Below are 23,950 nucleotides of genomic sequence, written 5' to 3' on the forward strand. Positions count from 1 at the left end.
GGCGCCGGAATGGGCAGCGGTGGATGAACTGATTCGCCGCCTGCCCCCGCAGGAGACAGAAGACCTGGCCGGCTGGCTGGGGCGCCTGCGCCGGGAAGCCGGGCTGCCGGAAAAGGAGCAGGACGAGCCGGTAGAAAAAGGTGCCGCTGCCGTGCAGGCCGGTCTGCTGCAGACCGCAGCGGAACGCTACTGGTGGCAGAACCGGACTGAGCGCCGCGAGGAGATCCGGCAGCGCTATCGCCTGGCCGGGGTGAGCTTTGACCGCCTGGACCGGGAACAGTTTGCCGCCATGCAGAAGCTGGTAATCAAGCTGGGCCGGCGGCTGGCGCACCGTCCGGGGTACCGCTACCGCCCGGCATCCCGCGGCCGGGTGGACCTGCGCCGCAGCGTGGCGGCGGCCGCCCGCCGGGGTGGTGTTCCGCTGCGCCTGTATTGCCGGCGGCGGGTGCCGGCCAGGCCGGAACTGGTCGTACTGTGCGATGTGTCCGGTTCGGTAGCCCCTTTCAGCGCCTTCATGCTGCTGCTGATTTATGCCATGCAGCATGGCTTTGCCAGTGTGCGCACCTTTGCCTTTGTGGAAGAAGTGAGCGAAATCACCCCCCTGCTGCGCCGGGCCAGACCGGAAAGCGTGCTCAGCGACATTTACCGCCAGACCGCGGTCTGGCAGAGCGGCTTTTCCGACTACGGGCGGGTGTGGCAGCAGTTTGCCGGGCAGCTGGCCGGCTTTCTCCACCCCGGGCATATCCTGCTGGTGCTGGGCGATGCGCGCAACAATTACCGCCCCTCCGGTGTGGAGTATCTGGCCGACCTGGCCCGGCGGGTGAAAAGGGTTTACTGGCTCAATCCCCTGCCGGCAGAGCGCTGGCAGGACGAGGACTGTATCATGCCGCTATATGCCGCCCATTGTGCGCAGGTGTTTGAGTGTCGCAATCTGGCCCAGCTCTCCCGGGTAGCGGCAGAAATTTTTTAAGAAATAGTGCTTGACAGTGATTCCTGGTTTATGATAACATAACTCTTGCACTGAGGAATGCGGCAGTGGCGGAATTGGCAGACGCGTAAGATTCAGGTTCTTATGGGCAGTACGCCCGTGGGGGTTCAAGTCCCTTCTGCCGCACCAGGCAGGATGCAGGTATGCCAGGCATACCTGCATTTTTGTTGTGCTGCGGGTTTTTGAACAATCATCAGCCACAGCCAAAAAAACAGCCAGCCCTGTGGAGTGGCTGGCGTTACCGGTTCAGGCGGCGTTGATGTCTTCCATATAGTAAAGCACATAGGCGCGTTCAGGATCCTGGCGGATGATTTCCATTACCTGGGGTCCCACAGAGATTTCTCCTACAAAATTAAAGCTGGCGTTAAGATCAAAATCCTCCACTTCCAGGACTTTAAAACACTCCAGTGTGGGATGGGGATCTCGGGTAGGTGATTGTAGTTTACGGTATTGGGCCCGGGCTTGTTCCGCCGAGTCTGCAAAAATGATGCGGGTGTTTGTGGGATGACGCATGGTTTAGCCTCCTGTCATTGGGGATACATTGTTGGTGTCGGATGATTATATTTTACTAAATATAAATATAGAAAACAACTATAGCAGAATTATCATAATTGTTTTATACTGGCAGACAGGAAGGAACAGGGTCGGGAAAGAATATTTTTAGTTATGCGGGTAAAGGGAGAGACGATCTTGTGCCATGGATAAAACCTGCCAGCCCACCGGTGAAATGGGCCGGCGGCAAAAGACAGCTGATTCCCCGGATGCGGCACTTTTTCCCCCGCGAGTGTCAATATAACCTGTACATTGAGCCGTTTGTGGGCGGTGGCGCGGTATTTTTTCACTTGCGTCCCGCCCGGGCCGTGCTGATTGACAGCAATGCCGAACTGATCAACTTTTACCGGGTGGTGCGGGATGAGCTGCCCGCCCTGCTGGCTGATTTTACCAGGCACCGGTTTACCAAAGAATATTACTATCAGATCAGGGATTTGCCGGTGGAAGAGATGAGTGCGGTGGAAAGGGCGTCGCGCTTTTTATACCTGAACAAGACCGCTTACAACGGTCTGTGGCGGGTCAACCGGCAGGGCAAATTCAACGTGCCCTACGGCCGCAACAGCCCTTACCGGCCCCAACCGGCATTTTTTGAGACAGTGCGGGGCGTGCTGCAGAAAGCCGAGCTGATCTGCGGCGACTTCAGTGTGGTGCTGGAATATGCTCGGGGAGAAGGCACGCTGGTGTATCTGGATCCGCCGTATCACCCCCTTTCGGCTACAGCCAGATTCACCAGTTATACCGCTGACGCCTTCAGTGAGGACGATCAGCGGCGCCTGGCCGAGGTCTACCGGGTACTGGACCGGCAAGGCTGCCTGCTCATGCTCAGCAACTCGGATACGCCGCTGATCCGGGAGCTTTATGCCGGCTACCACATCCACGTGCTGCAGGCCAGGCGCAATATCAACTGCCGGGTGCAGGACCGGGGAGAGATTAGCGAGCTGTTGATCACTAACTATCTGCCTTGAAAATATGCTTGACTTTGTTTCTGGTTGTGCTATAATAACACTTGCGGCCCGGTTGGGCGGCAAAAACATAATGCGGCAGTGGCGGAATTGGCAGACGCGTAAGATTCAGGTTCTTATGGGCAGTACGCCCGTGGGGGTTCAAGTCCCTTCTGCCGCACCAAAAAACGGTTCACTACGTTATCCGGCGTGGTGAACCGTTTTGTTTTAAACTGTTATCTTCTGCCGGGCCGCTCTAACCAGATGGAGCGGCAGCCGGGCCGTGTTCAAAACATGTGGCTATTGCTTTTTTCCTGCTTGCTCAGCTTGGTCATCAGACCGGCCAGTACCTGCCTTTCCTGCTGGTCGGCTACGCTCCACAGCTCTTTGAGTGCTTTTTGCTCCGGATTGGCCGGTTGAACGTTTTCCGCCAGCACATCGCCGGCCTGCTTGGCCAGGGAGACAATTCTCTCCCGGGAGATACCCAGTTCCTCGGCAAACTCCACCGCCTGCCCCAGGAAAGTCTTCCAATTATCCCAGCTGGTATTGATCTTGGTTCTGATATCCACAGCTTCATCCTCCCCGGTAAATTTTTCAATAGTATAAACTTTGCTCAGCAAAATTATACCATCCGGAGCAGGATCAACCGGCGGGCCGCCTGACACGAATGGCTGCAGCGATGCATATTGTAAATAAAAAAAGAGATCCTGGCGACCCTGATGGGAGGGTGGGTGTACTGATAAAATGAAAATAGGCGACATTGTGACCAGGAAGATCTTCGGCGAGGAGATGCAGTTCTGTATCCTGGGATTTTACACTCACTACGAGACAGGGGAGAAGATCGCCATCCTGGCTTTTCTGGATCCCAATCTGATTACCGAGGCTACGGTGCAGGAACTATCCCCGGTTTCCGCCCGGCACTTGTTTGCTCTGACCAGCAGTGGTCACCTGCACTGAATTGCCTGTGTTTTGCACAGGCAGTTTTTTGTTGGGTCAACAGGGATTAGCCGCGGGAAAGGGGAATAATACTAATGAAACATGGAGGTGGTTAATATTAGCAACCAGGCACAGATGGATCAGCTGGCCCGGCAGGCGCTGGAGGCAGTGCAGCGGCGGGGAGCCGGGCCGGCCGAAGTGTACATCAGCAACAACAAAGAGCTGACGGTGGAGGTGCGTCACGGCCGGGTGGAAACGCTCAAACTGGCCGAGGAGCGCGGCCTGGGTATGCGTGTGCTGGTGGGGGACAGGCTGGGTTTTGCTTTCACCACCGACCTGACACCGGGCGGCATGGAGGATGTGGCCGGGCGGGCCTATCAGAACGCTGTGGCGGCAGCACCCGACAGCCACCGCACTATACCGGAGCCGGCAGATACCTACCCGGCAGTCGATGTTTTCGACCCGGCCATCCGGAAGGCCACTGTGGAGGAAAAGACCGCGCTGGCCATGCGCATGGAGCAGGCGGCGCGGGATTACGACCCTAGGGTCAAGCTCATTGAGAGTGCAGTTTACCAGGATGGCGAGGCGGAAGTTTTTATATACAATACGCGCGGGATGCAGCTTTGCTATCGTTCGGCGGCCTGCGTGCTTTATCTGGCTCTGGTGGCCGGTCAGGGTGATGATCAGCAGACCGGTTTCGCCATTGATTATGTGCTGCGCTACGCCGACCTCAATCCGGAAAAGGTGGGGCGGGAGGCGGCACGCAAGGCCGTGGCCATGCTGGGATCCCGGCCGGTGTCCACCATGACCGGGCCGGTGGTACTGGATCCCTATGTGGCGACCAGTTTTCTGGGCCTGCTGGCTCCCTCCCTGTCGGCGGAAGCGGTGCAGAAAAACCGTTCCCTGCTGGCCGGGCGCATGGGGCAGGCTGTGGCGGCGCCCGGAGTGCGGGTGATTGATGATGGTGCCCTGCCCGGCGGGATTGCTACGGCGCCCTTTGACGGGGAGGGAGTGCCCACCCGCCGTACCGTGCTGGTGGACGGGGGGGTGCTGCAGTCCTACCTGCACAATGCCTATACGGCGGCCCGGGCGGGCGAGCGGTCCACCGGTAACGGGGTGCGCCACACCTACAAAGCCACCCCCGAAGTGGGGCCCACCAACCTGTTTATCGACCCGGGCGATACCGCCCCGGAAGCCCTGATCAAGGACATTTCCCGCGGTCTCTATATTACCGAAGTGCTGGGCATGCATACGGCCAATCCCATTTCGGGCGACTTCAGTGTGGGAGCGGCCGGCCTGCTGATTGAAAATGGTCAGCTGACCAGAGCGGTGCGCGGTGTAACCCTGGCCGGAAATATCATTGAGGTGCTGCAGAGGATCAGCGGCATCGGCAATGATCTGACCTTTTACGGAGGTAAAGGTTCGCCCACGCTGCTGGTCTCCTCTTTAACAGTGGGCGGTCACTGAAAACTGCGCTGGGGAAACTTTGCAAGGTGCCCTGACTGTGGTAAAATATCAACGTGTGTTCTGGCGGATTAACTGATGTAATGGCGGGGAGCGAATACCTTGAAGATCCTGGTTTTGCACGGGGTGAACCTGAACCTGCTGGGACAGCGGGAAGAGTCCATCTACGGCCGGGCCACCCTGGACGATATCAACAGTGAGCTGCGGGCGCTGGCCGGACAGCTGGGGGTGGAACTGGAGTGCCGGCAGTCCAACCATGAGGGGCAGCTGGTGGACTGGCTGCAGCAGGCTCCCGCCAGTTATGCGGCCGTGGTCTTCAATCCGGGCGCCTACACGCACTACAGTATAGCCCTGCGGGATGCTATTGCCGCCATCAGCATACCGGTGGTGGAAGTGCATCTATCCAACATTTATGCCCGGGAGGAGTTTCGCCACACTTCTGTGCTGGCGCCGGTGGCAGCCGGTCAGATCAGCGGGCTGGGCGCTTTAAGCTACCGGCTGGGCCTGCTGGCGGCTGTGGAACTGGGGCGCGGGAGAGGAAAAGACGGGGAGGAAAAATGTATCAAAGCAGACTGAAGAATTTGCGGTCGGCCATGCAGGAGGCCGGCCTGGCGGCGCTTTTAGTACAGGTACCCGAAAACAGGTACTATCTTTCCGGCTTTACCGGCAGTACCGGAGCGCTTTTGGTCACGCCCGGCGAGTGTTTTTTCTTTACTGATTTTCGTTACATAGAGCAGGCCACCCGGCAGTGTCCGCACTGCACAGTGGTGCGGGTTAAAGAAAGGCTGGTTGATCAGCTGGCCGACCATCTGGCCGCCTGGCCGGGCGGGGACATTGGTTTTGAAGCTCACCAGGTTACCTTTCAGCAGTATGAGCAGCTGCAGCAGAAGATTCCCCGGGTCAGCTGGCGGCCGGTGACCGATCTGGTGGAAAACCTGCGCCAGTACAAGGACGAAGGGGAAATCCGGTGCATCCGGGAGGCAGTGGCGCTGGCCGATGCCGCCTTTGCCGCCATTTTGCCCGCCATTCGGCCGGGGGTGAGTGAGCGGGAGCTGGCCTGGCAGATGGAAGCCTTTATGCGCCAGCAGGGGGCCAGCGGTACGGCCTTTCCCTTTATTTTCGCCTCCGGACCGCGGGGCGCGCTGCCCCACGGTGTGGCCAGCGAGCGGGTGCTGCAGGAGGGAGACCTGCTGACCATGGATTTTGGGGCGGTGGTCCATCATTACTGCTCGGACATGACCCGCACGGTGGCTGTGGGCAGCTACTCGCAGCGCCAGCAGGAAATCTACCAGCTGGTGCTGGTGGCCCAGCAGGCGGCGGTGGCGGCCATCAGGCCCGGGGTGAAGGCGGCCGATGTGGATGCTGCCGCTCGTCAGGTGATCACCGAGGCCGGCTATGGGGACTATTTCGGGCATGGCACCGGGCACGGTGTGGGTCTGGCGGTGCACGAGGCACCCCGCCTGAGCTGGAGCAGCGAGCAGGTGCTGCAGGCGGGCATGGTGGTGACCGTGGAACCGGGCATCTACCTGCCGGACTGGGGCGGCGTGCGCATTGAAGATATGGTGCTGGTGACCGAAAGCGGGCACGAGGTGTTGACCGCTTCGCCCCGGCAATTGCTGGTGTGCGCATAAATAATACCGAAGGGAGATGGGTAATGGATGATTTCCACCAACGATTTTCGCACCGGTCTGACCATTGAGCTGGACGGTGATGTGTATCAGGTAATTGAATTCCAGCATGTCAAGCCGGGCAAAGGAGCAGCCTTTGTGCGCTCCAAGCTGAGAAACATGCGTACCGGTGCGGTAATTGAAAAAACCTTTAACGCCGGCGAGAAAATTCCCCGGGCCCGCATTGAGCGGCGGGAGGTACAGTACCTGTACAATGACGGTACCAACTACAACTTCATGGACATGGAAACTTACGACCAGCTGGCCATGACCAGAGAGCAACTGGGCGATGCGGTGAAGTTTCTGAAAGAGAATATGACCATCAACCTGCTGCTCTTCCAGGGCAAGTCCATCGGTGTGGATCTGCCCAACTTCGTGGAGCTGGAAGTGGTGGACACCACTCCCGGGATCAAGGGCGATACGGCCAGCGGCGGTTCCAAGCCGGCCACGCTGGAAACCGGCTATGTGGTGCAGGTGCCCTTCTTCATCAATGTGGGCGATGTACTGCAAATTGATACCCGCACCGGCCAGTATATCAAGCGGGCTTGATTTTCCGGTAAACCATAAATAATGTTTAAGCTGCCCCCTGCCGAGTCATACTATAAACCGTGAGAGTTTTGCATGACCGAGGGGGTATCTGTATGCAGGAGTTAAAATCGCGGGTGGCTTATTTGAAAGGGCTGGCGGAAGGCATCAAGCTGGATACCGGCACCGACCAGGGACGCCTGATCAGCGGGATCATTGATGTGCTGGATGATGTTGCCAGTTCATTCCATGATCTGGCCGAGGCGCACGAGCAGCTGGAGGACTATCTGGAGACCATTGACCAGGATCTCTATCACCTGGAGGACCGGGTGGACGACCGGCTGGACAGCGATGCCGGGACCCTGGACTATCTGGAGGTGGATTGTCCCAACTGCGGTGAGACGGTTTGTTTTTCCGCCGAGGTGGTGGACGACGATGACATTGTCGAAGTTACCTGCCCCAACTGCGACCAGGTGGTATTTGTCAATGACGCCGATTTGACGGCGGCCGATGAGCCCGAGGTACTGGAGAACCGGACCGGCGGGAGAACTGTCACAGAGGAGGATTTTTAATTATTCAAAATGTGTAAACAATGCAGCGCGTTCGGGTGCTGCATTTTATTTTTATATAGTTATAGCGAAAACAGTGGATAATAATATCTGCAACTATTGTTGACATATGCCGGGGAGCGGCCTTAAAATAACAGCAACTGGTGTAGTAGCCAGGGCGTGGTGAGCTGTCTCTGACCGGTGCTGTGCCGGAGAATTTGAATCCGAGTGAGGTGGCGAAAATCTATGGCAGATAACCCGAGGATTGTGATCATCGGTGGGGTGGCCGCTGGCCCCAAAACTGCGGCCCGGGCCCGCCGGCTGATGCCCAATGCCGAGATCACCATTGTGGAAAAGGACGGCTACATATCCTATGCCGGTTGCGGCATGCCTTTTTATCTGGCCGGCCAGGTGCGCGATTTTAACCAGCTGTTTACGACCGCTTACGGTGTAGCCCGGGATGAGGGCTTTTTCGCCCGGGAAAAAGGCGTTACGGTGCTGACCAGGCACGAAGCGGTGGCGGTGGACCGGGAGAAAAAACAGGTGCTGGTCAGGAATCTGACCGATGGAACCGAAAAGCACATCCCTTACGACAAGCTGGTGCTGGCCACGGGCAGCAACCCGGTGGTGCCGCCGCTGCCCGGTCTGGACCTGCAGGGGGTCTACCAGCTGTACAATCCGGCCGATGCGCAGAAAATCAAGGAGCAGCTGGACGATGTGGGCGAGGCGGTGATCGTGGGAGCCGGCCTGATTGGTCTGGAGGTAGCTGACGCCCTGCGCAGCAAGAACGCTTTTGCCACCATTGTGGAACTGCAGGACCAGATTCTGCCCGGCCTGCTGGATGCCGACCTGGCGGCGATCTTGAAAGCCCGCCTGGAGGAGCAGGGCCTGGAAATTCGGCTGGGTGAAAAGGTGCTGGAGATTACCGGGGAGGACGGCCGGGTAACCGGTGTGAAGACCGACCGCGAGGCAATCTCCGGCGACATGGTGCTGATTGCCGTGGGCGTGCGGCCCAATGTCGGTCTGGCCCGGGAAGCGGGTCTGGAGATCGGCCAGACCGGGGCCATTGCGGTAAACGAATTTTTGCAAACCAGCGATCCCGATATTTACGCCGTGGGCGACTGTGTGGAAAACAGGCACCTGATTACCGGGCAAAAAGTGTATCTGCCCATGGCCACCTATGCCAACCGCCATGGACGCGTGGCCGGTGACAATCTGGCCGGCCTGGGGAGCAAGTTTGCCGGTGTGCTGGGCACCGCCGTGCTGCACGTGATGGGCTGGAATGTGGCCCGCACGGGACTGAGTGAGAAGCAGGCGCGGGCGGCCGGCTTTGCGGTGGAAACCTTCCTCATTGCCTCGCACGACCGGACCCACTACCATCCCGGACACGGTCTGGTGCTGCTTAAAGTGATTGGCGATGCCCGCACTCGCCGCCTGCTGGGCGTGCAAGGCATTGGACCGGGCGATGTGGTCAAGCGCATTGACGTGGCCGCCACGGCCATGCACTTCGGAGCTACGGTAGACCAGCTGGCCGAGGTGGATCTGGCCTATGCGCCTCCCTTCAATACGCCCATCGATCCGCTGCACCACACGGCCAATGCCTGGCGCAACAAGCTGCAGGAGCTGGTGCCCACGGTTTCGGCTGCCCAGGTCAAGGAAATGCTGGATCGGGGGGACGATTTCGTGCTGCTGGATGTGCGCACACCGCAGCAGTTTGCCGCCAAACACATCGAGGACGACCGGGTGCTGCTGGTCACTCTGGGCGATATGCGCCAGAAACTGGCCGAAATTCCGCGGGACAAGGAAATTGTCACCCTGTGCGCCATGGGCTCCCGGGCTTATGAGGCCCTGCGCATTTTGAAGGGGGCCGGTTTTGAAAACGTGAAACTGATGGAAGGCGGCCTGCAGGCCTGGCCTTACGAAATCGATTGAGCAAAGGACCGGGGCGGACAGCCCTGCCGCCGGGCTGCCGCGCGGCCACCGGCGGCAGCCTGTAGAGGTAAAGTTCTTGAACATTAGCCACCTGTTTAGCGGGTGGCTTTTTTTGTTTTGCCGGCATAATTTACCATGCCGGTTAATAACTTTAGTAAAAAGTATCCGGAAAAGAGGGAGTGAAACCATGAACAGGTCACCTGCCTCTGCAGGGGAGGAGGCGCTGTGCTGCGGGCAGGAAGTGGCAGCCATCCTGCCGCCGGTGCTGCGCCAGGCGCTGCAGGGACTGTCTCCCGATCTGGGGTGCGAACTGGAGGAAATACGCCTGCGGGCGGGCCGGCCGCTGCAGGTGCGGCTGCGGGAGCGCGACCTGTGGTTGACCGAGCGGGGCGAGGCGGTGGAGGAGCCCGAGCGGGCCTATACCGTCCGGCCCGAGGATGTGGCCTGCTGCCTGCAAATGGTGAGCGGTTTTTCCCTGTATGCCTGCGAGGAAGAAATGCGCAGCGGCTTTATCACCATCCCCGGCGGGCACCGGGTGGGGCTGGTGGGGCGGGCGGTGCTGGAGAACCAGCAGATTAAAACCTTAAAATACATTGCCGGGCTGAATATCCGGCTGGCCCGGCAGGTTCTTGGGGCGGCGGCCGGTCTGCTTCCCCGGCTGCTGGACAGGCAGCAGGGTTCGGTATACCATACCATGCTCTTTTCACCGCCCCGCTGCGGCAAAACCACTGTTTTGCGCGATCTGGTCCGCCTGATCAGCAGCGGTGTGCCCGGGCTGAACCTGCCCGGCCAGCAGGTGGGTCTGGTGGACGAGCGCTCGGAAATTGCCGGCTGTTACCGGGGCGTGCCGCAGCTGGATGTGGGTCCGCGCACCGATGTGCTGGACGGCTGTCCCAAAGGGGAGGGGATGCTGCTGCTGCTGCGGGCCATGTCTCCTCAGGTGCTGGTCACCGATGAGATCGGCCGGCGCAGTGATGTGGCGGTGCTGGAAGAAGTGGTCAACGCCGGAGTGAAAGTGATTTTTACCGTGCACGGCCGGTCGCTGGAGGAAATTATGGCCCGTCCGGCCCTGCAGTACCTGCTGGGACTGAAGGTGATTGAGCGGCTGGTACAGCTGGGCCGCAGCCGGGGGCCGGGCACGGTGGAACGGGTAATAGATGGTAAAACACTGCGCGTTCTGGGGTGATGCCGGTTGTTGCGCCTGGTGGGTTTGGTACTGATTGTGGCGGCCGGCAGCGGTGTGGGCTGGCTGAAAGCGCGCCGCTACCGGCAGGCGCCGGGTGAACTGCGCCAGCTGCTGGGGGGATTGCAGATGCTCTCCAGTGAGATTGGCTATACGGCCACACCGCTGCCCGAGGCTTTTTCCCGCATTGCCGGCTGTCTGAGCGGGCCTGCCGCCCTGCTCTTCGCCAGGGCGGCCCGGGAACTGGAGAAATCAACCGGGGAGACGGCAGCCCGGGCCTGGCAGCGGGCCTGGCAGCACTACTGCGCCGCCAGCAACCTGGGCCGGGCGGAACTGGCTGTGGTGCTGGGAGTGGGCAGTATGCTGGGGGCTACCGGGCGGGAGGATCAGCTCCGGCATCTGGAGCTGGCCCGGGAACAGCTCAAGATGTTTCTGGCCGGAGCCGAGGAGGAGGCCCGCAAGTATGCTCTGATGTGGGGATATCTGGGGGTATGCGCTTCTCTGGCCCTGGCCCTGGTTATTTATTGAGGAGGAGGCGGCATAAATGGGCGGCAGCATTGATTTGATTTTCAAAATTGCCGGGGTGGGTATTCTGGTGGCCGCGGCGCACTGGGTGCTGAAAAGTGCCGGCAAGGAGGATTACGCTTTTATCACCACCCTGGGCGGGGTGGCCGTGGTGCTGATGTGGGTGATCTACCAGCTGGGTAACCTTTTCGAGCAGGTGAAGTCGGTCTTTAAATTGTTTTAGGCGAAGAAGGTGAGGCTGTGGAGATCCTACAACTGGTGGGATTGGGCCTGGTGGTGACCGTCTGGGCGGTGGTGCTGCGCCAGAACAAGCCGGAGTGGGCGCTGTTCCTGAGCATTATGGCCGGCGTGGTGGTCTTTCTGGCCCTGCTGGGCCCCATTGGCGGGGTTGTGGATGTGCTGCGCCAGGTGGGCGAAAGAGCACAGGTGTCGGATATTTACCTGGGCACCATATTGAAAATTGTGGGCATTGCCTATCTGGCCGACTTCGGGGCCCAGGTTTGCCGCGATGCCGGTGAAGGGGCCATAGCCGGCAAAATTGAGTTTGCCGCCAAGATCCTGGTGCTGGTGCTGGCTGTGCCCATTGTGGTGGCCGTACTAAATACTCTGTTGAGGTTGCTGCCATGAAGCAGAGATGCGGGTTTGGGCTAATTCTCCTGGCCATATGCTGGCTGCTGATCCGGGCTCCGGCGGCAGCGGCGTCCCCGCTGCCGGACCAGCTGCCGGGCGCTGCCGGGCAGCTGGACATGCAGGAGATCGAAGATTATATCGGCCGGCTGGACCGGGACGTCAAGAGCTATCTGCCCACCTTCGATTTTAAAGGTCTGGTGCATGCTCTGGCCCGGCGGGATTTGCAGCCGGGTTTGGAGCAGCTATTCGGTAAGGTTCTGGACCTGTTGTTGGGTGAAGTCAGGGCCAATATGGCTTTGCTGGGCAAGCTGGTGGTGCTGGCGCTGATCAGCCTCTTGCTGAGCAACCTGGGTTACGCCTTCCGGGGGGGAGGTGCGGGGGAGACGGCCCAGCTGGTGGTCTACCTGGTGTTGGCCGTGATCGCCCTGGGCTCTTTCACCATGGCCATCCAGGCCTGCCGCGATGTGGTGGACAAGATGGTTTCCTTTATGCAGGCCCTGCTGCCGGTCCTGCTGACCTTGCTGGTCGCCGTGGGAGGGGCGGGCACCACAGCCCTGCTGCAGCCGGTGCTTTTTGTAGCCATCAACATCATTGCCACGCTGGTGAAGAATGTGGTGCTGCCGCTGATCCTGCTGGGAGCGGTGCTGGGGGTGAGCGGTGGGCTGTCCCGTCATTTTTCCACCGCCAAACTGGCCGGGCTGTTCAAAAGCGCCGCCCTGGGACTGCTGGGCCTGTTCAGTACGGTTTTTCTGGGTGTACTGTCGCTGGCCGGGGTGGCCGGAGCGCTGGGGGACGGTCTGCTCATCCGCACGGCCAAGTATGCTACCGACGCCTTTGTGCCCGTGGTGGGGGGCATGTTTGCCGATGTACTGGAAACCCTGGTGAGCACAGTGCTCTGGATGAAAAATGCCCTGGGCATCGCCGGTGTGGTGGTGATTATCGCTCTGGTGCTGCTGCCGCTGCTCAAGGTGCTGGCCCTGTACATCATTTACCGGCTTTCCGGGGCCCTGGTGCAGCCCCTGGGCGACGGACGGGTGGTGGACTGTTTGAGTGAACTGGCCGGCAGCCTGCTGCTGGTTTTTGCCGCCCTGTCCATGGTCTGCCTGATGTTTTTCTTTGCCGCGGCGGCTGTAGTGGCCCTGGGCAACCTGACGGTCATGCTGCGCTGAGGTGATGCTACTGCCGAGAAGAACTGCCGGGATGGTGTGGAGTATGGAAGAGCTGCGCATTATGGTGCAGAACATTGTGGTGGTAATAGTGCTGGCCCTGCTCCTGGAATTGCTGCTGCCAGCCGGGGACATGCGCCGCTATGTGCATCTGGTGTGCGGGCTGCTGGTGATTGTGGTGGTTTTTCAGGCTGCTGGCAATCTGGCCCGGGTGCGCTGGGCAGATTTCCCGGCCTTTGGCGCCCGGCAGCCTATCCCCGATGTGGTGGCGGCCGGCATTAAGCTGCGCGACCGGCAGCTGGGGGCGGCCAGGGACAGTATGCGCCAGGCCCTGCAGCAGCAGATCCGGTCTTTAGTAGAGGTGGGCGGTGAGTGGCAGGTGGTGGAGGTGGAGCCGGTTCTGCGCGAGGTGAGCGACAATATCTTTCAAGCCGGCCTGGAGAAACTGGTGCTCACGGTGCGCCCGCTGCGGGGCGGTAGAGATGGGGCGGTGCAGCCGGTTGAGCCGGTACAGATGGGGCCGGCGGGTGAGCAAAAGCTGCCCGGCGGCCAGGCGGGCGAGCTGGCGGGGAAGGCGGTGCGGCTAAAGCAGCAGCTGTCCGGCATTTACCAGCTGCAGCCCGAGCAGGTGGTGGTGCGAGCGGTGCCTTAGAAAATACTTAAGACAATGCTTGCGGCAAAGTGCGGTCAAGTATCACAGGGAGGTGCAGGGTATCATGGACTGGTGGCGTAAATGGCTGTCCGGGAAAGGCGGGGCGGGGAGCGGCGACGACAGCGGCGGCATACCCCGCCCGCACTGGCAGCAGGTGGTGATCCTGCTGGGCCTGGTATTTATTGGTGTGGTGCTGGTGCTGGGCGGGCGGGAAGGCCGTGCCCCGGCGGTGGACGGGCAGCAGATGCTGCTCCAGCCCAAACAGGCCGGACTGAATGTTCAGGAGGGCGCATCTGGAACTGCCGGACGAACCGGTAACAGCGCCAGCGGTCAGGAGCAGAGCGGCATGTCGGTCGAGGAGAAACAGCTGGCGGATAAACTGCAGCAGATGCTCAGCGAAGTGGCGGGTGCCGGTAAAGTGCGGGTGACGGTGCGCCTGGCCGCTTCCGCCCGGCAGGAGTTTGCCGTAAACACTACCCTGGGTCACAAGGTCACCCAGGAAAAAGATCAGAGCGGCGGCAGCCGGGAAATCAGTGAAAACAGCGATGCTACGCAGCTGGTAGTGGTACGGGGGCAAAATACCGAGCAGCCCGTGGTGAAGCAGGAGCAGGCGGCCCAGATTGCCGGTGTGCTGGTGGTAGCCAGCGGGGCGGCCGATCCGCAGGTCAAGGCGCGCCTGTTTCAGGCTGTCCAGGTTGCTCTGGCCGTACCGGGCCACAAAATTCTGGTATTACCCGCCCGGGAGGGATCGTAAATGGCCTTTTTCATCAGTCGCAAGTGGATATTAATGGGGCTGGTCCTGCTCATGGTCGGCGGGCTGGCCTGGCGCCTTAAGGCCGATCTGCCGGCCCGGGCGGTGTTTTCGGGCAGCCGGGCTGCTTCGGATCAGCCGCAGGCGGCGGTCAGCAGTTCTCCTGTGCCCAAGGAAGCCGGTGGGGTCGGGCCGGGAGAGCTGCAAGCCGGCTCGGCTGGCTCCGGCCTGGACACAGCCGGCAGCCAGGAGGCGATCGGCCAGGCTGTGCCTGCGGAAAAAAGCAATTATTTTATCGACTACCGGTTGGAGAGGGAGCGTACCCGGGGGCAGGAGATAGAGCTGCTCAAGGAAATCATCAATAATCCGGCCAGTGACGAACAGGTGAAGCAGGAAGCCAACCAGCGGCTGCTCACGCTGGTCAAGTCCAGCAGCAGCGAAAGCCAGGCGGAAAGTCTGCTTAAAGCCAAAGGGTTTCCCGAAGCGGTGGTCTGTCTGGGGCAGGAAAATGCTACCGCGGTGGTGCAGGCCAGCCAGCTGCTGCCCGATGAGGTGCTGCGCATTACCGATCTGGTTTCCCGCAGCAGCGGCATCCCGGCCGAGCGGGTGGTGATTATACCCCGGCCCTGAGGCCGGGATTTTTACGACGGGCAAGAAAAAAAAGGTGATTCGGTGCCCCGGATATTTTCTCCCGGAGCGGTGCTGTGATATAATTTTGCCAGCCAGAAATAAAAAAATTTTCAGGAGGGGATTAGGTTGAACCTGCTCATTATGGGACCGCCGGGGGCCGGCAAAGGGACTCAGGCCGAGGTGCTGGTCAAAGAGCTGAAAATTACCCATATTTCCACCGGTGATATGTTCCGCAATGCCATTAAAGAAGGCACCGAGATGGGCAAAAAGGCCAAGGAATACATGGATGCCGGCCAGCTGGTGCCCGATGAAGTGGTTATCGGTATGGTCAAGGATCGCCTGGCCAAGCCCGACTGCCAGAACGGCTTTTTGCTGGACGGTTTCCCCCGCACGGTGGAACAGGCCAGAGCCCTGGATGAAACTCTGGCCAGCCTGAACATCAAGCTGGACGGTGTGATCAACATTGTTGTTCCTCTGGACAAGCTGATGGTGCGTCTGACCGGCCGCCGGGTGTGCCGGGATTGCGGTGCTTCCTACCACGTGGTTTTCAATCCGCCCCAGGTGGAAGGCAAGTGCAACTCCTGCGGTGGCGAGCTGTACCAGCGTTCTGACGACAATGAAGAATCGGTTTCCACCCGTCTTAAAGCCTACGAAGAGAAGACCCAGCCGCTGATTGACTACTATCAGGCCAAGGGGCTCCTCCTGAACATCAACGGTGACCAGGAAATCAGCAAGGTGCTGGCCGACATCCTGGCGGCCGTAAAGAAGTAGGTTGTATACGGATTGATTGATGAGCACGGCCCGGCAATTTTTGCCCGGGCCGTTTTTCAGCCCCGGGCGTTGCCGGATCAATGGGCTGGATCAGCTGGCCGGTCCATCTGGACCTGCCGCAGGGCCCCGGGTTGTGATAAAATAAACCGCAAAGCAACCGGGAGGCGCTGGCAGTATGTTGAAACGCGGTTTATCCCGGCCGGACAAGGTGCTCTACGAAGGTCTGGCCGGTATATATGATTATCTGGTGTCCGGTGTGGACTTCACGGCCTGGATCGAATATGTCCTGCAAATGGCGGCCCGGCATGATCTGGTGCCGCGCAGTGTGCTGGATCTGGCCTGCGGCACGGGCCAGACCCTGCTGCCCCTGGCCCGGCGCGGCTGCCGGTGCAGCGGGCTGGATCTTTCACCGGCCATGCTGGAGGTGGCCCGTCGCAGGGCGGAACAGGAAAACCTGACCCTGCAGCTTTATCAGATGGACATGCGCTGCTTCGAGCTGCCGGAAAAGGTGGATCTGGTGACCTGTTTTCACGACGGGTTGAATTATCTGCTGGACTGGTCGGAGCTGGTGGCCACCTTTGCCTGTGTGCGCAGGGCGCTCCAGCCGGGCGGCCTGTTTATCTTTGATTTGAACACACTGTTCTGGTGCCGGGAGGGCGCGTCGGAGCCGGTGGTGGTGGATGAGGCTGATTTCACGCTGATCTACCGTACCTGCTGCTGGCCGGAGCGCCGGGAGTGGGAAATCGACCTGCTGGCTTTTATTCGCCGGGGGGAAAGCTATGTTCGCCAGCAGGAAAAACACCGCGAGCGGGCCTACAGCAGCGACGAGGTGCTGCGGGCTCTGCAGCAGGCCGGGCTGCTCTATCTGGACAGTTTTGATGCCTTTACTTTTGCGCCGCCCCGCCCCGACAGCCGGCGAGTATTTTATGTGGCCCGGTGTGGGTGCCCGGGGGAGGCCGCAGATTAATCCCGTGGGCCGGGCGGATGTGGGCCCGGGCCGGCAGAGGAGGTTTTTAAGCCGTGGTGCAAATACCCGCAGTTAAATATGCCCTGATCGGCGGATCCAGCACCTTCAGCCTGCAATTTCCCGAAGATCTGAACGGGGAAGGATATGCGGTGCAGGTGCTGGCCAGAGATCTGGTGTACCAGACTCCTTTCGGAGCCAGTCCGCCCTTCAAGCATTTTCGCCTGGGGGACAAGGAATTTCTGCACGTGAAGATGCACGGCTGGCGGCCCGGAGTGAGCCGGGCGGACGCTTCCCGGCAGGTTTTCTGGGTCCTGCAGCAGGCCGGAGTGAAAAAGATTATGGCCGAGGGCGGGGTGGGCAGCATCAACCACCTGCTGGAACTGCGCGATGTGTTGGTGCCGTCGGACTACCTGGATTTTTCCATGCGCAAGGATGTCAGCCTGGGCAGTACCCACCTGCTGGTGATGCGCCAGCCGGTTTGCCCGCAGATCACTGCGCTGCTCTATGAGGTAGCCCGCCGGCAGTACCACGAGGGGCGGGTCTTTTCCCGCGGCGTCTATGCGGTGACCGACGGCCGCCATTTTGAAAGCGTGGCCGAGGTGCAGATGCTCTCCCGCCTGGGGGCCGATATGGTGGGCCAGAGCATGTGTCCCGAGGTTTATCTGGCCCGGGAAATCAGTGCCTGTTACGGCCGCATCGACCTGGTGGTCAACTATGCCGAAGGCGTAGTGCGCCAGTGGACCCACGCCGAACTGGCCCATATTTTCCGCAATTCGGCCCGCCAGATTGCCGGGCTGCTTCTGGCCGCCGCCCAGCAGCTGGATGACAGCCAGCAGTGCGGTTGTCCGGACCTGCGCCATGAAACCCTGCTCAAGGAAAAGTAGTATATATTACCAGGCAAGTTTGCCGCGCGGTACCATATAAATTTACTAGAACAGCAGGGGAGGTGGGGGTTAGAGGTTTAAAGTAGGCAACGCCGTATACTAAAGACCAGCTCTAAACTCAATGGTTTAATTGGCCTCGCGCCGGAGAGCGCGGGCCATGCTCCAGGCCGGAGCAGCCCGGCATGCGGGCGATAAAGTTGGGAATGTGGCCAGGACAGGTCCGGGGGCACCGTGCGGTGCCCCCGCTGGTCTGGTTGAGAAAAAAGTTTAATCTTTTATTAATGTTTTATCCACCGCCGGAGCGCTATACTATAAATGCGCTCATTTTTCTTTTTTCTTCCGGCCCAATTCGTCCAGGATCTGGTCGGTGTACGGATGGTCGGTCTGGCCGTCCAGGTTTACGGCCGGCGCCGAACCGGTTGGTTCGGGGACAAAGTACTTGTCGCGCTGCTTTTGGGGCGGCAGGATTTCGGTAGTATGCCTGGGCAATTTGCTCGCACCTCCTGGCTTTATTTTAGCAACATGCGGTCGTATATTATGTTGGCACGCCGGCCGGCTGATTATCCGGGCCGGGTAGTTTTCAGATACAATCTGCCATCGGTCCGGTGGTCCGGGTAGGGCAGGGTACTGGGCAAGCTGTGGGGAGGTTACAAAGTTGGCAGCAGCACCAAAGGAATATCGTTTTTTGATTCGCGGCATGACCTGCGCCGCCTGTGCGGCCCGCATCGAGCGGTCGCTCTCCCGGCTGCCCGGCGTGGAGCAGGTGAGTGTCAACCTGGCAAGCGGTTCAGCCCTGGTGCGGGTGGGAGCAGACGGGCCGGCTGACGAGGAGATCGGCGACCGGATTAACCGGTTGGGCTACGAGGTGGTCCGGGCCGCCCCCGTACAGGAGGGCGGAGCGGACGGTGAGGAGTGGAGCCGGCGGGAAATTAACCGGGTGCGGCGGCTTTTCCTGATCTCGGCCTTATTCTCTCTGCCCCTGGTGTTGAATATGCTGTTCATGTTCTGGCACCGTTCGCTACCCCTGTACCTGGGACAGCCCCTGACCCAGCTGGTGCTGGCCACGGTCGTCCAGCTGGTGGGAGGTAGTTATTTTTATGCCGATGCCTACCGGTCACTGCGCGGCGGCAGCGCCAACATGGCCGTGCTGGTGGCGCTGGGCACTACGGCGGCCTACGTCTTAAGTGCCTGGAATGTCCTGGCGGCCAAAGGGCATGCCGGACACAATATCTATTTCGAAAGCGCGGCCGTGGTGATCACCCTGGTGCTGCTGGGCAAACTGCTGGAGGCCCGGGCCAAAGGTCGCACCTCGGCGGCCATCAACAAACTGCTGTCGCTGCAGGCCAGCAGCGCCGTGCTGCTGCGGGACGGTCAGGAAGTTACCGTGCCGCTGGAACAGGTGCGGCCGGGAGATCTGGTGCTGGTACGGCCGGGCCAGAAAATTCCCGTGGACGGGGAAATAGTCAGCGGGCAAACCACCGTGGACGAGTCCATGCTGACCGGGGAGAGCCTCCCGGTGGAGAAAAAGAGCGGTGACCGGGTGACGGGCGCTACTCTCAACCAGCTGGGCAGCATTACCGTCCGGGTTACCGGTGTGGGTCAGGATACGGTACTGGCCAGGATTATCCGCATTGTGGAACAGGCCCAGGGCAGTAAAGCACCCATCCAGCGCCTGGCCGACCTGGTGGCGGCCTATTTTGTACCCGCGGTGCTGGGCATAGCTGTGCTGACCTTTCTGTTCTGGTACTTTTGGGGTTTGCCGGGGCAGCTGGCGCCCGCCTTGCTGCACGCCACCGCCGTGCTGGTGATTGCCTGCCCCTGTGCTCTGGGGCTGGCCACGCCCACATCCATTATGGTAGGTACAGGCAAGGGGGCGGAAATGGGCATCCTGATCAAAGGGGGAGAATACCTGGAAAGAGCGGGCTCACTTAGTGCTATAGTGCTGGACAAGACCGGCACCCTCACCACTGGCCAGCCCGTGTTGACCGATTTATTGCCTTTGGGGAGCTGGCGGGACAGAGAGCGGGAGCTGCTGGGCCTGGTGGCGGGCGCCGAGAGTGCTTCCGAACATCCTCTGGCTGCGGCAGTGGTGGAACAGGCCCGGCAGCAGGGGGTAACAGTGGTGCCTCCGGAGGAGTTTCAGGCTCGGCCTGGCTTCGGGCTGGAGGCCCGGGTGCAGGGGCGGCAGATCCTGGTGGGCAAACCCGATTTCATCGCCAGCCGGGGGTATGATCTGGCACAGTGGCAGGGCCGGCTGGCCGAGCTGGAACAGGCGGGCAAAACCGCGGTCTTTGCTGTGCTGGATGGCGAGGTAGCCGGCCTGCTGGCTCTGGCCGATACCCTCAAACCCGAGGCCGCCAGTGTGGTGGAGCGGCTGCAGCAGATGGGCCTGGAAGTGTGGATGATCACGGGGGATAATCCGCGCACAGCTCAGGCGGTAGCCCGCCAGGCCGGCATCCGCCACGTGCTGGCAGGGGTGTTGCCCGGGGACAAGGCCGACCGGGTGGCCGAACTGAAAAAACGCGGCCTGGTGGTGGGCATGGTGGGGGACGGTATCAACGATGCCCCCGCTCTGGCGGCAGCCGATGTGGGTTTCGCCATGGGCTCGGGTACCGACATTGCCATGGAAACCGCGCCTGTAACCTTGCTGGGCGGCAATCTGCAGGGCGTGGTCAATGCCATCCGGCTCAGCCGGGCCACCCTGTGCAATATCAAGCAGAACCTGTTCTGGGCTTTCATCTTCAACACCCTGGGCATTCCTTTGGCGGCAGCCGGTTACTTGAGTCCGGTGGTGGCCGGAGCGGCCATGGCTTTTAGTTCGGTGACCGTGGTGAGCAACGCGCTGCGCCTGCGCGCATTCAAATAATTAACATATGAGGAGGAATTCACATGGCCTTACAGCAGGAAATTTATCAGGTAGAAGGTATGTCCTGCCAGCACTGCCAGATGGCGGTGGAAAAAGCGCTGAAAGCGCTGGACGGTGTGGAGGATGTGCAGGTGGATCTGGCGGCCGGCCGGGTGCAGGTGAGTTTTGATCCGGGGCGGACAACCAGCCAGGAGCTGAAAGAAGCCATTCTGGATGCCGGATACACTGTGGTGGGATAACACCGGAAAGGGAAGGGCCCGGCCCTTCCCTTCGCCATAATTTTTTCCCTGCCGGCAGGAAGTCCCGCTCCGTGACCGAACTACTATGATCTAGCGCTGCCAGGGAGCGCGGACAGCATGACGGGAAAACTGTCGCAGCACCGGGGGTGGGATAATTTCCGTGTACGAACTAACAATAAGAAAAGATTTTTCAGCGGCACACCTGCTGCAGCACTATGAGGGCAAGTGCGCCAACCTGCACGGCCATACCTGGCTGGTGGAGGTGACCGTTTCCGGCACGACACTGGACCGGGCCGGCATGCTGGTGGATTTTGGCGTGCTGAAAAAGATGCTGGCCGGCATATTGCAAAATTACGACCACACCTGTCTGAACCAGGCGGCGGACTTCCAGCAGCAAAACCCCACGGCGGAAAACATCGCCCGGCAGGTTTTCCAACACATGGCGGCCGGCCTGGTCGGGTCGGGGCTGAATGTGCGGGTGGGCCAGGTGCGGGTTTGGGAATCACCCGATGCGGCGGCCACCTACCGGGAGGATTAGCAAATTATGCGCAGTGTGGTGTTGCTTTCAGGAGGACTGGATTCCACAGTGGCGCTGGCCCAGGCCCGCCTGGACGGGCCGGTGCTGCTGGCTCTGACTTTTGACTACGGCCAGCGGGCGGCCGCTGCCGAGATCCGGGCGGCCGGGCGGATCTGTGACCGTTACGGACTGCCCCACCGGGTGGTGCAGTTGCCTTTTCTGTCGGAAATCACCACCTCCGCGCTGGTGAACCGGGACAGTGCGGTGCCCGAACTTTCGGCCGACCAGCTGGCCGATACGGCGGTTACCGCCGGGACGGCCCGGGCGGTCTGGGTACCCAACCGGAACGGCATCATGATCAACATTGCGGCCGCCTTTGCCGAAAGCCTGGGAGCCGACCGGGTGGTAGCCGGTTTCAACCGGGAGGAGGCGCAGACCTTTCCCGACAACAGTCTGGATTTTGTGCGGGCCGCCAGCCAGGCTCTGGCTTTTTCCACGCTGAACCGGGTGCAGGTGGTCAGTCCCACACTTCTGCTGGACAAAAAGGAAATTGTGGCTCTGGGACGCCGGCTGGGAGCGCCGCTGGAGCTGGTCTGGAGCTGCTACCACGGGGGCGAGGCCATGTGCGGCCGCTGTGAGAGCTGCCAGAGGTTCAGGCGGGCTCTGGAACAGCAGGATGACGGATCTGAACAGGCCTGATGCTGAAGGGAGAGATGGCATGCATTACTACCTGGTACCCGGCACACTGGCCTATACCGGCCATCAGCTGGCTTCGCTGTGGGCTTATAAAAACTTCGGCCTGCTGGGCGATTCCATCGTCGCTTTTCGGGGGCCCTGCTCCATTGATTGGGATGAAATGGTGGACGTGGAGGATGTGCTGGAGCGCTCCCCCATCTATGGTTCCGACATGCTGCACTTTGTTGTGGAGCATTTTTCCATTGATCTGGAGCAGATGATCTGCCGGCAGAGGCTGTTCATGGCCTTGATTGGCGAACAACTGACCCGGGATGGTCACCGGGTGGAGCGGCAGGGCGATGATCTGTACATAGGCGGGCGCAAGCTGTCCATTTCTATTGCTACAGCCTCACCGGTTTCTGTGTTGATGCATGTGGGTCTGAATCTGGTTTCTGCAGGTACGCCCGTACCGGCGGTGGGCCTGCTGGAACTGGGTTACCGGGAAGAGGCGGTGGGTGAACTGGCCGCCCGCTTTGCCGAAGCCTACCGGAATGAGCTGGTGGGTATGGCCCGGGCCCGCTGCAAGGTGAGAGGAGTAAAATAAATGAGCGCCGGCAGTGCTGTGGTGCGGGAGATTTTTTCTTCGGCCCAGGGAGAGGGGCCTCTGGTGGGGGTGCGGCAAGTATTTTTACGCCTGGCGGGCTGCAATCTGCGCTGTGCATACTGTGATACCAATTTGCCGCAGCCGGTTTGCTGCCGCTATCAGGCCGCTTCTGCCAGTGCGGCCGGTCTGCCACAATGGCGGGAAGTGCCCAATCCACTAACAGTTTCTCAGGTGAGAGCAATAATTGAGCAGCTCGGGCCGGCGGCCCACCATTCTTTGAGCCTTACCGGCGGAGAACCCCTGCTGTGGGTCGATTTTTTAGGCCAGTTGCTGCCCGCTCTGCGGGGCTTCCGGCAGGGTATTTTTCTGGAAACCAATGGTACGCTGCCCGACAGGCTGGAGCGGGTGCTGCCTTTGCTGCGCTGGGTCTCCATGGACATCAAGTTGCCGTGCTATTTAAGCGGTCAGGAGTACTGGACCCGGCATGAGCAGTTCCTTCACCTGGCCCGGGAAAAAAATCTGTACATAAAGATAGTAGTGGACGACGGGGCACCGCTGGAACAGTTTATGCAAGCTGTACGGCTGGTGAGCAGCTGTGATCGCAACATTCCTCTGGTGATCCAGCCGCTGACCCGAGAGGGAAAAGTGGCGTTAAGCCCGGCCCGGGCGCTGGAACTGCAGGCCCGGGCGCTGGAATACCTGGCCGATGTCCGGCTGGTGCCCCAGACCCATGTTTTGCTGGGGTTGCTTTGAGAAGGGGGAGAGGTTTGGATGATTGATAAACAAAAAATCGAACTGGCCGTGCGCATGATCCTGGAAGCCATCGGTGAGGATCCAGAAAGAGAAGGGCTGCTGGAAACGCCGGCCCGGGTGGCCCGCATGTATGAGGAGATCTTTGCCGGCATGTGGGAAGATCCGGCGGCCCACCTGCAAAAAATGTTTTCGGAAGAGCATGAGGAAATGGTACTGGTGAAGGATATTCCCTTCTACTCCATGTGCGAGCACCATTTGCTGCCATTTTTCGGCCGCGCGCATGTGGCTTACATCCCCCGCCAGGGCAATGTAACCGGTCTGTCCAAACTGGCCCGGGTGGTGGAGGGCTATAGCCGCCGCCCCCAGCTGCAGGAGAGATTGACCACCCAGATTGCCGATGCCATCATGCGCCAGCTGCGGCCCCACGGCGTACTGGTGGTGCTGGAGGCCGAGCACATGTGCATGACCCTGCGCGGAGTGCGCAAGCCGGGCTCCAAGACTGTCACCTCGGCGGTGCGCGGTTCTTTCCAGCGCAATGAGGCCACCCGGGCGGAAGCCATGGCTTTAATCAAGGGCTAAAGGAG

Annotated in this window: 30 protein-coding genes and 2 tRNA genes; 29 read left to right on the forward strand and 3 right to left on the reverse strand. The window is 60.4% G+C overall.

Annotated elements, in window-relative coordinates:
* Together ACUVTU_RS00775 and ACUVTU_RS00780 are read left to right on the forward strand one after the other, a co-directional pair.
* On the forward strand, positions 1–970 hold a 970-nt coding region (locus ACUVTU_RS00775; RefSeq protein WP_445888051.1), incomplete at its 5' end, for a VWA domain-containing protein.
* A 59-nt stretch (positions 971–1,029) separates the two neighbouring features.
* Positions 1,030–1,117, forward strand: a tRNA-Leu gene (locus tag ACUVTU_RS00780).
* Positions 1,118–1,234: 117 nt separating this feature from the next.
* Here the strand turns inward: ACUVTU_RS00780 and ACUVTU_RS00785 are convergent.
* On the reverse strand, positions 1,235–1,501 hold the full coding sequence (locus ACUVTU_RS00785) for a hypothetical protein (protein ID WP_445888052.1): 267 nt from the start codon (positions 1,499–1,501) through the stop codon (positions 1,235–1,237).
* A 179-nt stretch (positions 1,502–1,680) separates the two neighbouring features.
* On the opposite strand from ACUVTU_RS00785, the gene ACUVTU_RS00790 reads away from it, so the two are divergent.
* Together ACUVTU_RS00790 and ACUVTU_RS00795 are read left to right on the forward strand one after the other, a co-directional pair.
* Positions 1,681–2,505: a DNA adenine methylase gene (locus tag ACUVTU_RS00790; RefSeq protein WP_445888053.1), complete on the forward strand. Its 825-nt coding sequence runs from the start codon at positions 1,681–1,683 to the stop codon at positions 2,503–2,505.
* Between the two features lie 72 nt (positions 2,506–2,577).
* A tRNA-Leu gene (locus ACUVTU_RS00795) sits at positions 2,578–2,665 on the forward strand.
* 103 nt (positions 2,666–2,768) lie between these two features.
* Here ACUVTU_RS00795 and ACUVTU_RS00800 read toward each other — a convergent pair.
* Positions 2,769–3,050, reverse strand: coding sequence for a DUF3243 domain-containing protein (locus ACUVTU_RS00800; RefSeq protein WP_445888054.1), 282 nt, complete (start codon positions 3,048–3,050; stop codon positions 2,769–2,771).
* Positions 3,051–3,225: 175 nt separating this feature from the next.
* Between ACUVTU_RS00800 and ACUVTU_RS00805 the strand changes: the two genes are divergently transcribed.
* From ACUVTU_RS00805 to ACUVTU_RS00890, 18 genes are all read left to right on the forward strand, one after another.
* A complete protein-coding gene (locus ACUVTU_RS00805) occupies positions 3,226–3,438 on the forward strand; it encodes a hypothetical protein (RefSeq protein ID WP_445888055.1) in 213 nt (70 codons plus the stop codon).
* An 81-nt stretch (positions 3,439–3,519) separates the two neighbouring features.
* On the forward strand, positions 3,520–4,884 hold the full coding sequence (locus ACUVTU_RS00810; RefSeq protein WP_445888056.1) for a TldD/PmbA family protein: 1,365 nt from the start codon (positions 3,520–3,522) through the stop codon (positions 4,882–4,884).
* A gap of 99 nt (positions 4,885–4,983) precedes the next feature.
* A complete protein-coding gene (gene aroQ / locus ACUVTU_RS00815) occupies positions 4,984–5,457 on the forward strand; it encodes a type II 3-dehydroquinate dehydratase (RefSeq protein WP_445888057.1) in 474 nt (157 codons plus the stop codon).
* A complete protein-coding gene (locus ACUVTU_RS00820; RefSeq protein ID WP_445888058.1) occupies positions 5,439–6,512 on the forward strand; it encodes a M24 family metallopeptidase in 1,074 nt (357 codons plus the stop codon). Before aroQ ends, ACUVTU_RS00820 begins: the two co-directional genes overlap by 19 nt.
* 27 nt (positions 6,513–6,539) lie before the next feature.
* On the forward strand, positions 6,540–7,097 hold the full coding sequence (efp, locus tag ACUVTU_RS00825) for an elongation factor P (RefSeq protein WP_445888059.1): 558 nt from the start codon (positions 6,540–6,542) through the stop codon (positions 7,095–7,097).
* Between the two features lie 92 nt (positions 7,098–7,189).
* Positions 7,190–7,645, forward strand: a complete 456-nt coding sequence (locus tag ACUVTU_RS00830; RefSeq protein ID WP_445888060.1) for a CD1247 N-terminal domain-containing protein — start codon at positions 7,190–7,192, stop codon at positions 7,643–7,645.
* A gap of 222 nt (positions 7,646–7,867) precedes the next feature.
* Positions 7,868–9,553, forward strand: coding sequence for an FAD-dependent oxidoreductase (locus ACUVTU_RS00835; protein ID WP_445888061.1), 1,686 nt, complete (start codon positions 7,868–7,870; stop codon positions 9,551–9,553).
* A gap of 187 nt (positions 9,554–9,740) precedes the next feature.
* On the forward strand, positions 9,741–10,739 hold the full coding sequence (gene spoIIIAA / locus ACUVTU_RS00840) for a stage III sporulation protein AA (RefSeq protein ID WP_445888062.1): 999 nt from the start codon (positions 9,741–9,743) through the stop codon (positions 10,737–10,739).
* Positions 10,740–10,745: 6 nt separating this feature from the next.
* Complete coding sequence (locus tag ACUVTU_RS00845; RefSeq protein ID WP_445888063.1) at positions 10,746–11,264, forward strand: stage III sporulation protein AB; 519 nt, start codon at positions 10,746–10,748, stop codon at positions 11,262–11,264.
* 16 nt (positions 11,265–11,280) lie between these two features.
* Complete coding sequence (spoIIIAC, locus tag ACUVTU_RS00850; RefSeq protein WP_445888064.1) at positions 11,281–11,484, forward strand: stage III sporulation protein AC; 204 nt, start codon at positions 11,281–11,283, stop codon at positions 11,482–11,484.
* Between the two features lie 17 nt (positions 11,485–11,501).
* Positions 11,502–11,888, forward strand: coding sequence for a stage III sporulation protein AD (spoIIIAD, locus tag ACUVTU_RS00855; protein WP_445888065.1), 387 nt, complete (start codon positions 11,502–11,504; stop codon positions 11,886–11,888).
* The gene (gene spoIIIAE, locus ACUVTU_RS00860; protein ID WP_445888066.1) at positions 11,885–13,060 is read left to right on the forward strand and encodes a stage III sporulation protein AE; all 1,176 of its coding nucleotides are present in this window, start codon (positions 11,885–11,887) and stop codon (positions 13,058–13,060) included. Before spoIIIAD ends, spoIIIAE begins: the two co-directional genes overlap by 4 nt.
* A gap of 43 nt (positions 13,061–13,103) precedes the next feature.
* On the forward strand, positions 13,104–13,709 hold the full coding sequence (locus ACUVTU_RS00865) for a stage III sporulation protein AF (RefSeq protein WP_445888067.1): 606 nt from the start codon (positions 13,104–13,106) through the stop codon (positions 13,707–13,709).
* Between the two features lie 64 nt (positions 13,710–13,773).
* The gene (locus ACUVTU_RS00870) at positions 13,774–14,463 is read left to right on the forward strand and encodes a hypothetical protein (RefSeq protein WP_445888068.1); all 690 of its coding nucleotides are present in this window, start codon (positions 13,774–13,776) and stop codon (positions 14,461–14,463) included.
* The gene (locus ACUVTU_RS00875; RefSeq protein ID WP_445888069.1) at positions 14,464–15,090 is read left to right on the forward strand and encodes a SpoIIIAH-like family protein; all 627 of its coding nucleotides are present in this window, start codon (positions 14,464–14,466) and stop codon (positions 15,088–15,090) included.
* Between the two features lie 126 nt (positions 15,091–15,216).
* A complete protein-coding gene (locus ACUVTU_RS00880; RefSeq protein WP_445888070.1) occupies positions 15,217–15,861 on the forward strand; it encodes an adenylate kinase in 645 nt (214 codons plus the stop codon).
* A gap of 175 nt (positions 15,862–16,036) precedes the next feature.
* Positions 16,037–16,828, forward strand: coding sequence for a class I SAM-dependent DNA methyltransferase (locus ACUVTU_RS00885; protein WP_445888071.1), 792 nt, complete (start codon positions 16,037–16,039; stop codon positions 16,826–16,828).
* A gap of 53 nt (positions 16,829–16,881) precedes the next feature.
* Positions 16,882–17,712: an MTAP family purine nucleoside phosphorylase gene (locus ACUVTU_RS00890; RefSeq protein ID WP_445888072.1), complete on the forward strand. Its 831-nt coding sequence runs from the start codon at positions 16,882–16,884 to the stop codon at positions 17,710–17,712.
* Between the two features lie 321 nt (positions 17,713–18,033).
* Here the strand turns inward: ACUVTU_RS00890 and ACUVTU_RS00895 are convergent, their stop codons facing one another.
* Positions 18,034–18,201 carry a hypothetical protein gene (locus tag ACUVTU_RS00895; RefSeq protein WP_445888073.1) on the reverse strand — a complete coding sequence of 56 codons (168 nt, stop codon included), beginning with the start codon at positions 18,199–18,201 and terminating at the stop codon, positions 18,034–18,036.
* 166 nt (positions 18,202–18,367) lie between these two features.
* On the opposite strand from ACUVTU_RS00895, the gene ACUVTU_RS00900 reads away from it, so the two are divergent.
* From ACUVTU_RS00900 to folE, 7 genes are all read left to right on the forward strand, one after another.
* Complete coding sequence (locus ACUVTU_RS00900; protein WP_445888074.1) at positions 18,368–20,578, forward strand: heavy metal translocating P-type ATPase; 2,211 nt, start codon at positions 18,368–18,370, stop codon at positions 20,576–20,578.
* Positions 20,579–20,601: 23 nt separating this feature from the next.
* Complete coding sequence (locus tag ACUVTU_RS00905) at positions 20,602–20,817, forward strand: heavy-metal-associated domain-containing protein (protein ID WP_445888075.1); 216 nt, start codon at positions 20,602–20,604, stop codon at positions 20,815–20,817.
* 160 nt (positions 20,818–20,977) lie between these two features.
* Entirely contained in the window at positions 20,978–21,355 is a 378-nt protein-coding gene (queD, locus tag ACUVTU_RS00910; protein ID WP_445888076.1) for a 6-carboxytetrahydropterin synthase QueD, read from the forward strand.
* Positions 21,356–21,361: 6 nt separating this feature from the next.
* Entirely contained in the window at positions 21,362–22,033 is a 672-nt protein-coding gene (gene queC, locus ACUVTU_RS00915) for a 7-cyano-7-deazaguanine synthase QueC (RefSeq protein WP_445888077.1), read from the forward strand.
* A gap of 19 nt (positions 22,034–22,052) precedes the next feature.
* Positions 22,053–22,613: a DUF366 family protein gene (locus ACUVTU_RS00920; RefSeq protein WP_445888078.1), complete on the forward strand. Its 561-nt coding sequence runs from the start codon at positions 22,053–22,055 to the stop codon at positions 22,611–22,613.
* A complete protein-coding gene (locus ACUVTU_RS00925) occupies positions 22,614–23,366 on the forward strand; it encodes a 7-carboxy-7-deazaguanine synthase QueE (protein WP_445888079.1) in 753 nt (250 codons plus the stop codon). It abuts the gene before it with no gap.
* Between the two features lie 18 nt (positions 23,367–23,384).
* Positions 23,385–23,945 carry a GTP cyclohydrolase I FolE gene (gene folE / locus ACUVTU_RS00930; RefSeq protein ID WP_445888080.1) on the forward strand — a complete coding sequence of 187 codons (561 nt, stop codon included), beginning with the start codon at positions 23,385–23,387 and terminating at the stop codon, positions 23,943–23,945.
* The last annotated feature ends 5 nt before the right edge of the window (positions 23,946–23,950 follow it).

The organism is Desulfurispora sp., from assembly GCF_052744395.1.

Excerpts from the sequence above, each read along its gene's own strand:
- spoIIIAC (WP_445888064.1), top strand. The coding sequence starts at position 11,281 with ATGGGCGGCAGCATTGATTTGATTTTCAAAATTGCCGGGGTGGGTATT.
- ACUVTU_RS00875 (WP_445888069.1), top strand. The coding sequence starts at position 14,464 with ATGGCCTTTTTCATCAGTCGCAAGTGGATATTAATGGGGCTGGTCCTG.
- queC (WP_445888077.1), top strand. The coding sequence starts at position 21,362 with ATGCGCAGTGTGGTGTTGCTTTCAGGAGGACTGGATTCCACAGTGGCG.
- ACUVTU_RS00885 (WP_445888071.1), top strand. The coding sequence starts at position 16,037 with ATGTTGAAACGCGGTTTATCCCGGCCGGACAAGGTGCTCTACGAAGGT.
- folE (WP_445888080.1), top strand. The coding sequence starts at position 23,385 with ATGATTGATAAACAAAAAATCGAACTGGCCGTGCGCATGATCCTGGAA.
- ACUVTU_RS00865 (WP_445888067.1), top strand. The coding sequence starts at position 13,104 with ATGGAAGAGCTGCGCATTATGGTGCAGAACATTGTGGTGGTAATAGTG.
- ACUVTU_RS00830 (WP_445888060.1), top strand. The coding sequence starts at position 7,190 with ATGCAGGAGTTAAAATCGCGGGTGGCTTATTTGAAAGGGCTGGCGGAA.
- ACUVTU_RS00805 (WP_445888055.1), top strand. The coding sequence starts at position 3,226 with ATGAAAATAGGCGACATTGTGACCAGGAAGATCTTCGGCGAGGAGATG.
- ACUVTU_RS00870 (WP_445888068.1), top strand. The coding sequence starts at position 13,774 with ATGGACTGGTGGCGTAAATGGCTGTCCGGGAAAGGCGGGGCGGGGAGC.
- ACUVTU_RS00785 (WP_445888052.1), bottom strand. The coding sequence starts at position 1,501 with ATGCGTCATCCCACAAACACCCGCATCATTTTTGCAGACTCGGCGGAA.
- spoIIIAE (WP_445888066.1), top strand. The coding sequence starts at position 11,885 with ATGAAGCAGAGATGCGGGTTTGGGCTAATTCTCCTGGCCATATGCTGG.
- spoIIIAA (WP_445888062.1), top strand. The coding sequence starts at position 9,741 with ATGAACAGGTCACCTGCCTCTGCAGGGGAGGAGGCGCTGTGCTGCGGG.
- ACUVTU_RS00835 (WP_445888061.1), top strand. The coding sequence starts at position 7,868 with ATGGCAGATAACCCGAGGATTGTGATCATCGGTGGGGTGGCCGCTGGC.
- efp (WP_445888059.1), top strand. The coding sequence starts at position 6,540 with ATGATTTCCACCAACGATTTTCGCACCGGTCTGACCATTGAGCTGGAC.
- ACUVTU_RS00810 (WP_445888056.1), top strand. The coding sequence starts at position 3,520 with ATGGAGGTGGTTAATATTAGCAACCAGGCACAGATGGATCAGCTGGCC.
- ACUVTU_RS00925 (WP_445888079.1), top strand. The coding sequence starts at position 22,614 with ATGAGCGCCGGCAGTGCTGTGGTGCGGGAGATTTTTTCTTCGGCCCAG.
- ACUVTU_RS00905 (WP_445888075.1), top strand. The coding sequence starts at position 20,602 with ATGGCCTTACAGCAGGAAATTTATCAGGTAGAAGGTATGTCCTGCCAG.
- ACUVTU_RS00920 (WP_445888078.1), top strand. The coding sequence starts at position 22,053 with ATGCATTACTACCTGGTACCCGGCACACTGGCCTATACCGGCCATCAG.
- ACUVTU_RS00820 (WP_445888058.1), top strand. The coding sequence starts at position 5,439 with ATGTATCAAAGCAGACTGAAGAATTTGCGGTCGGCCATGCAGGAGGCC.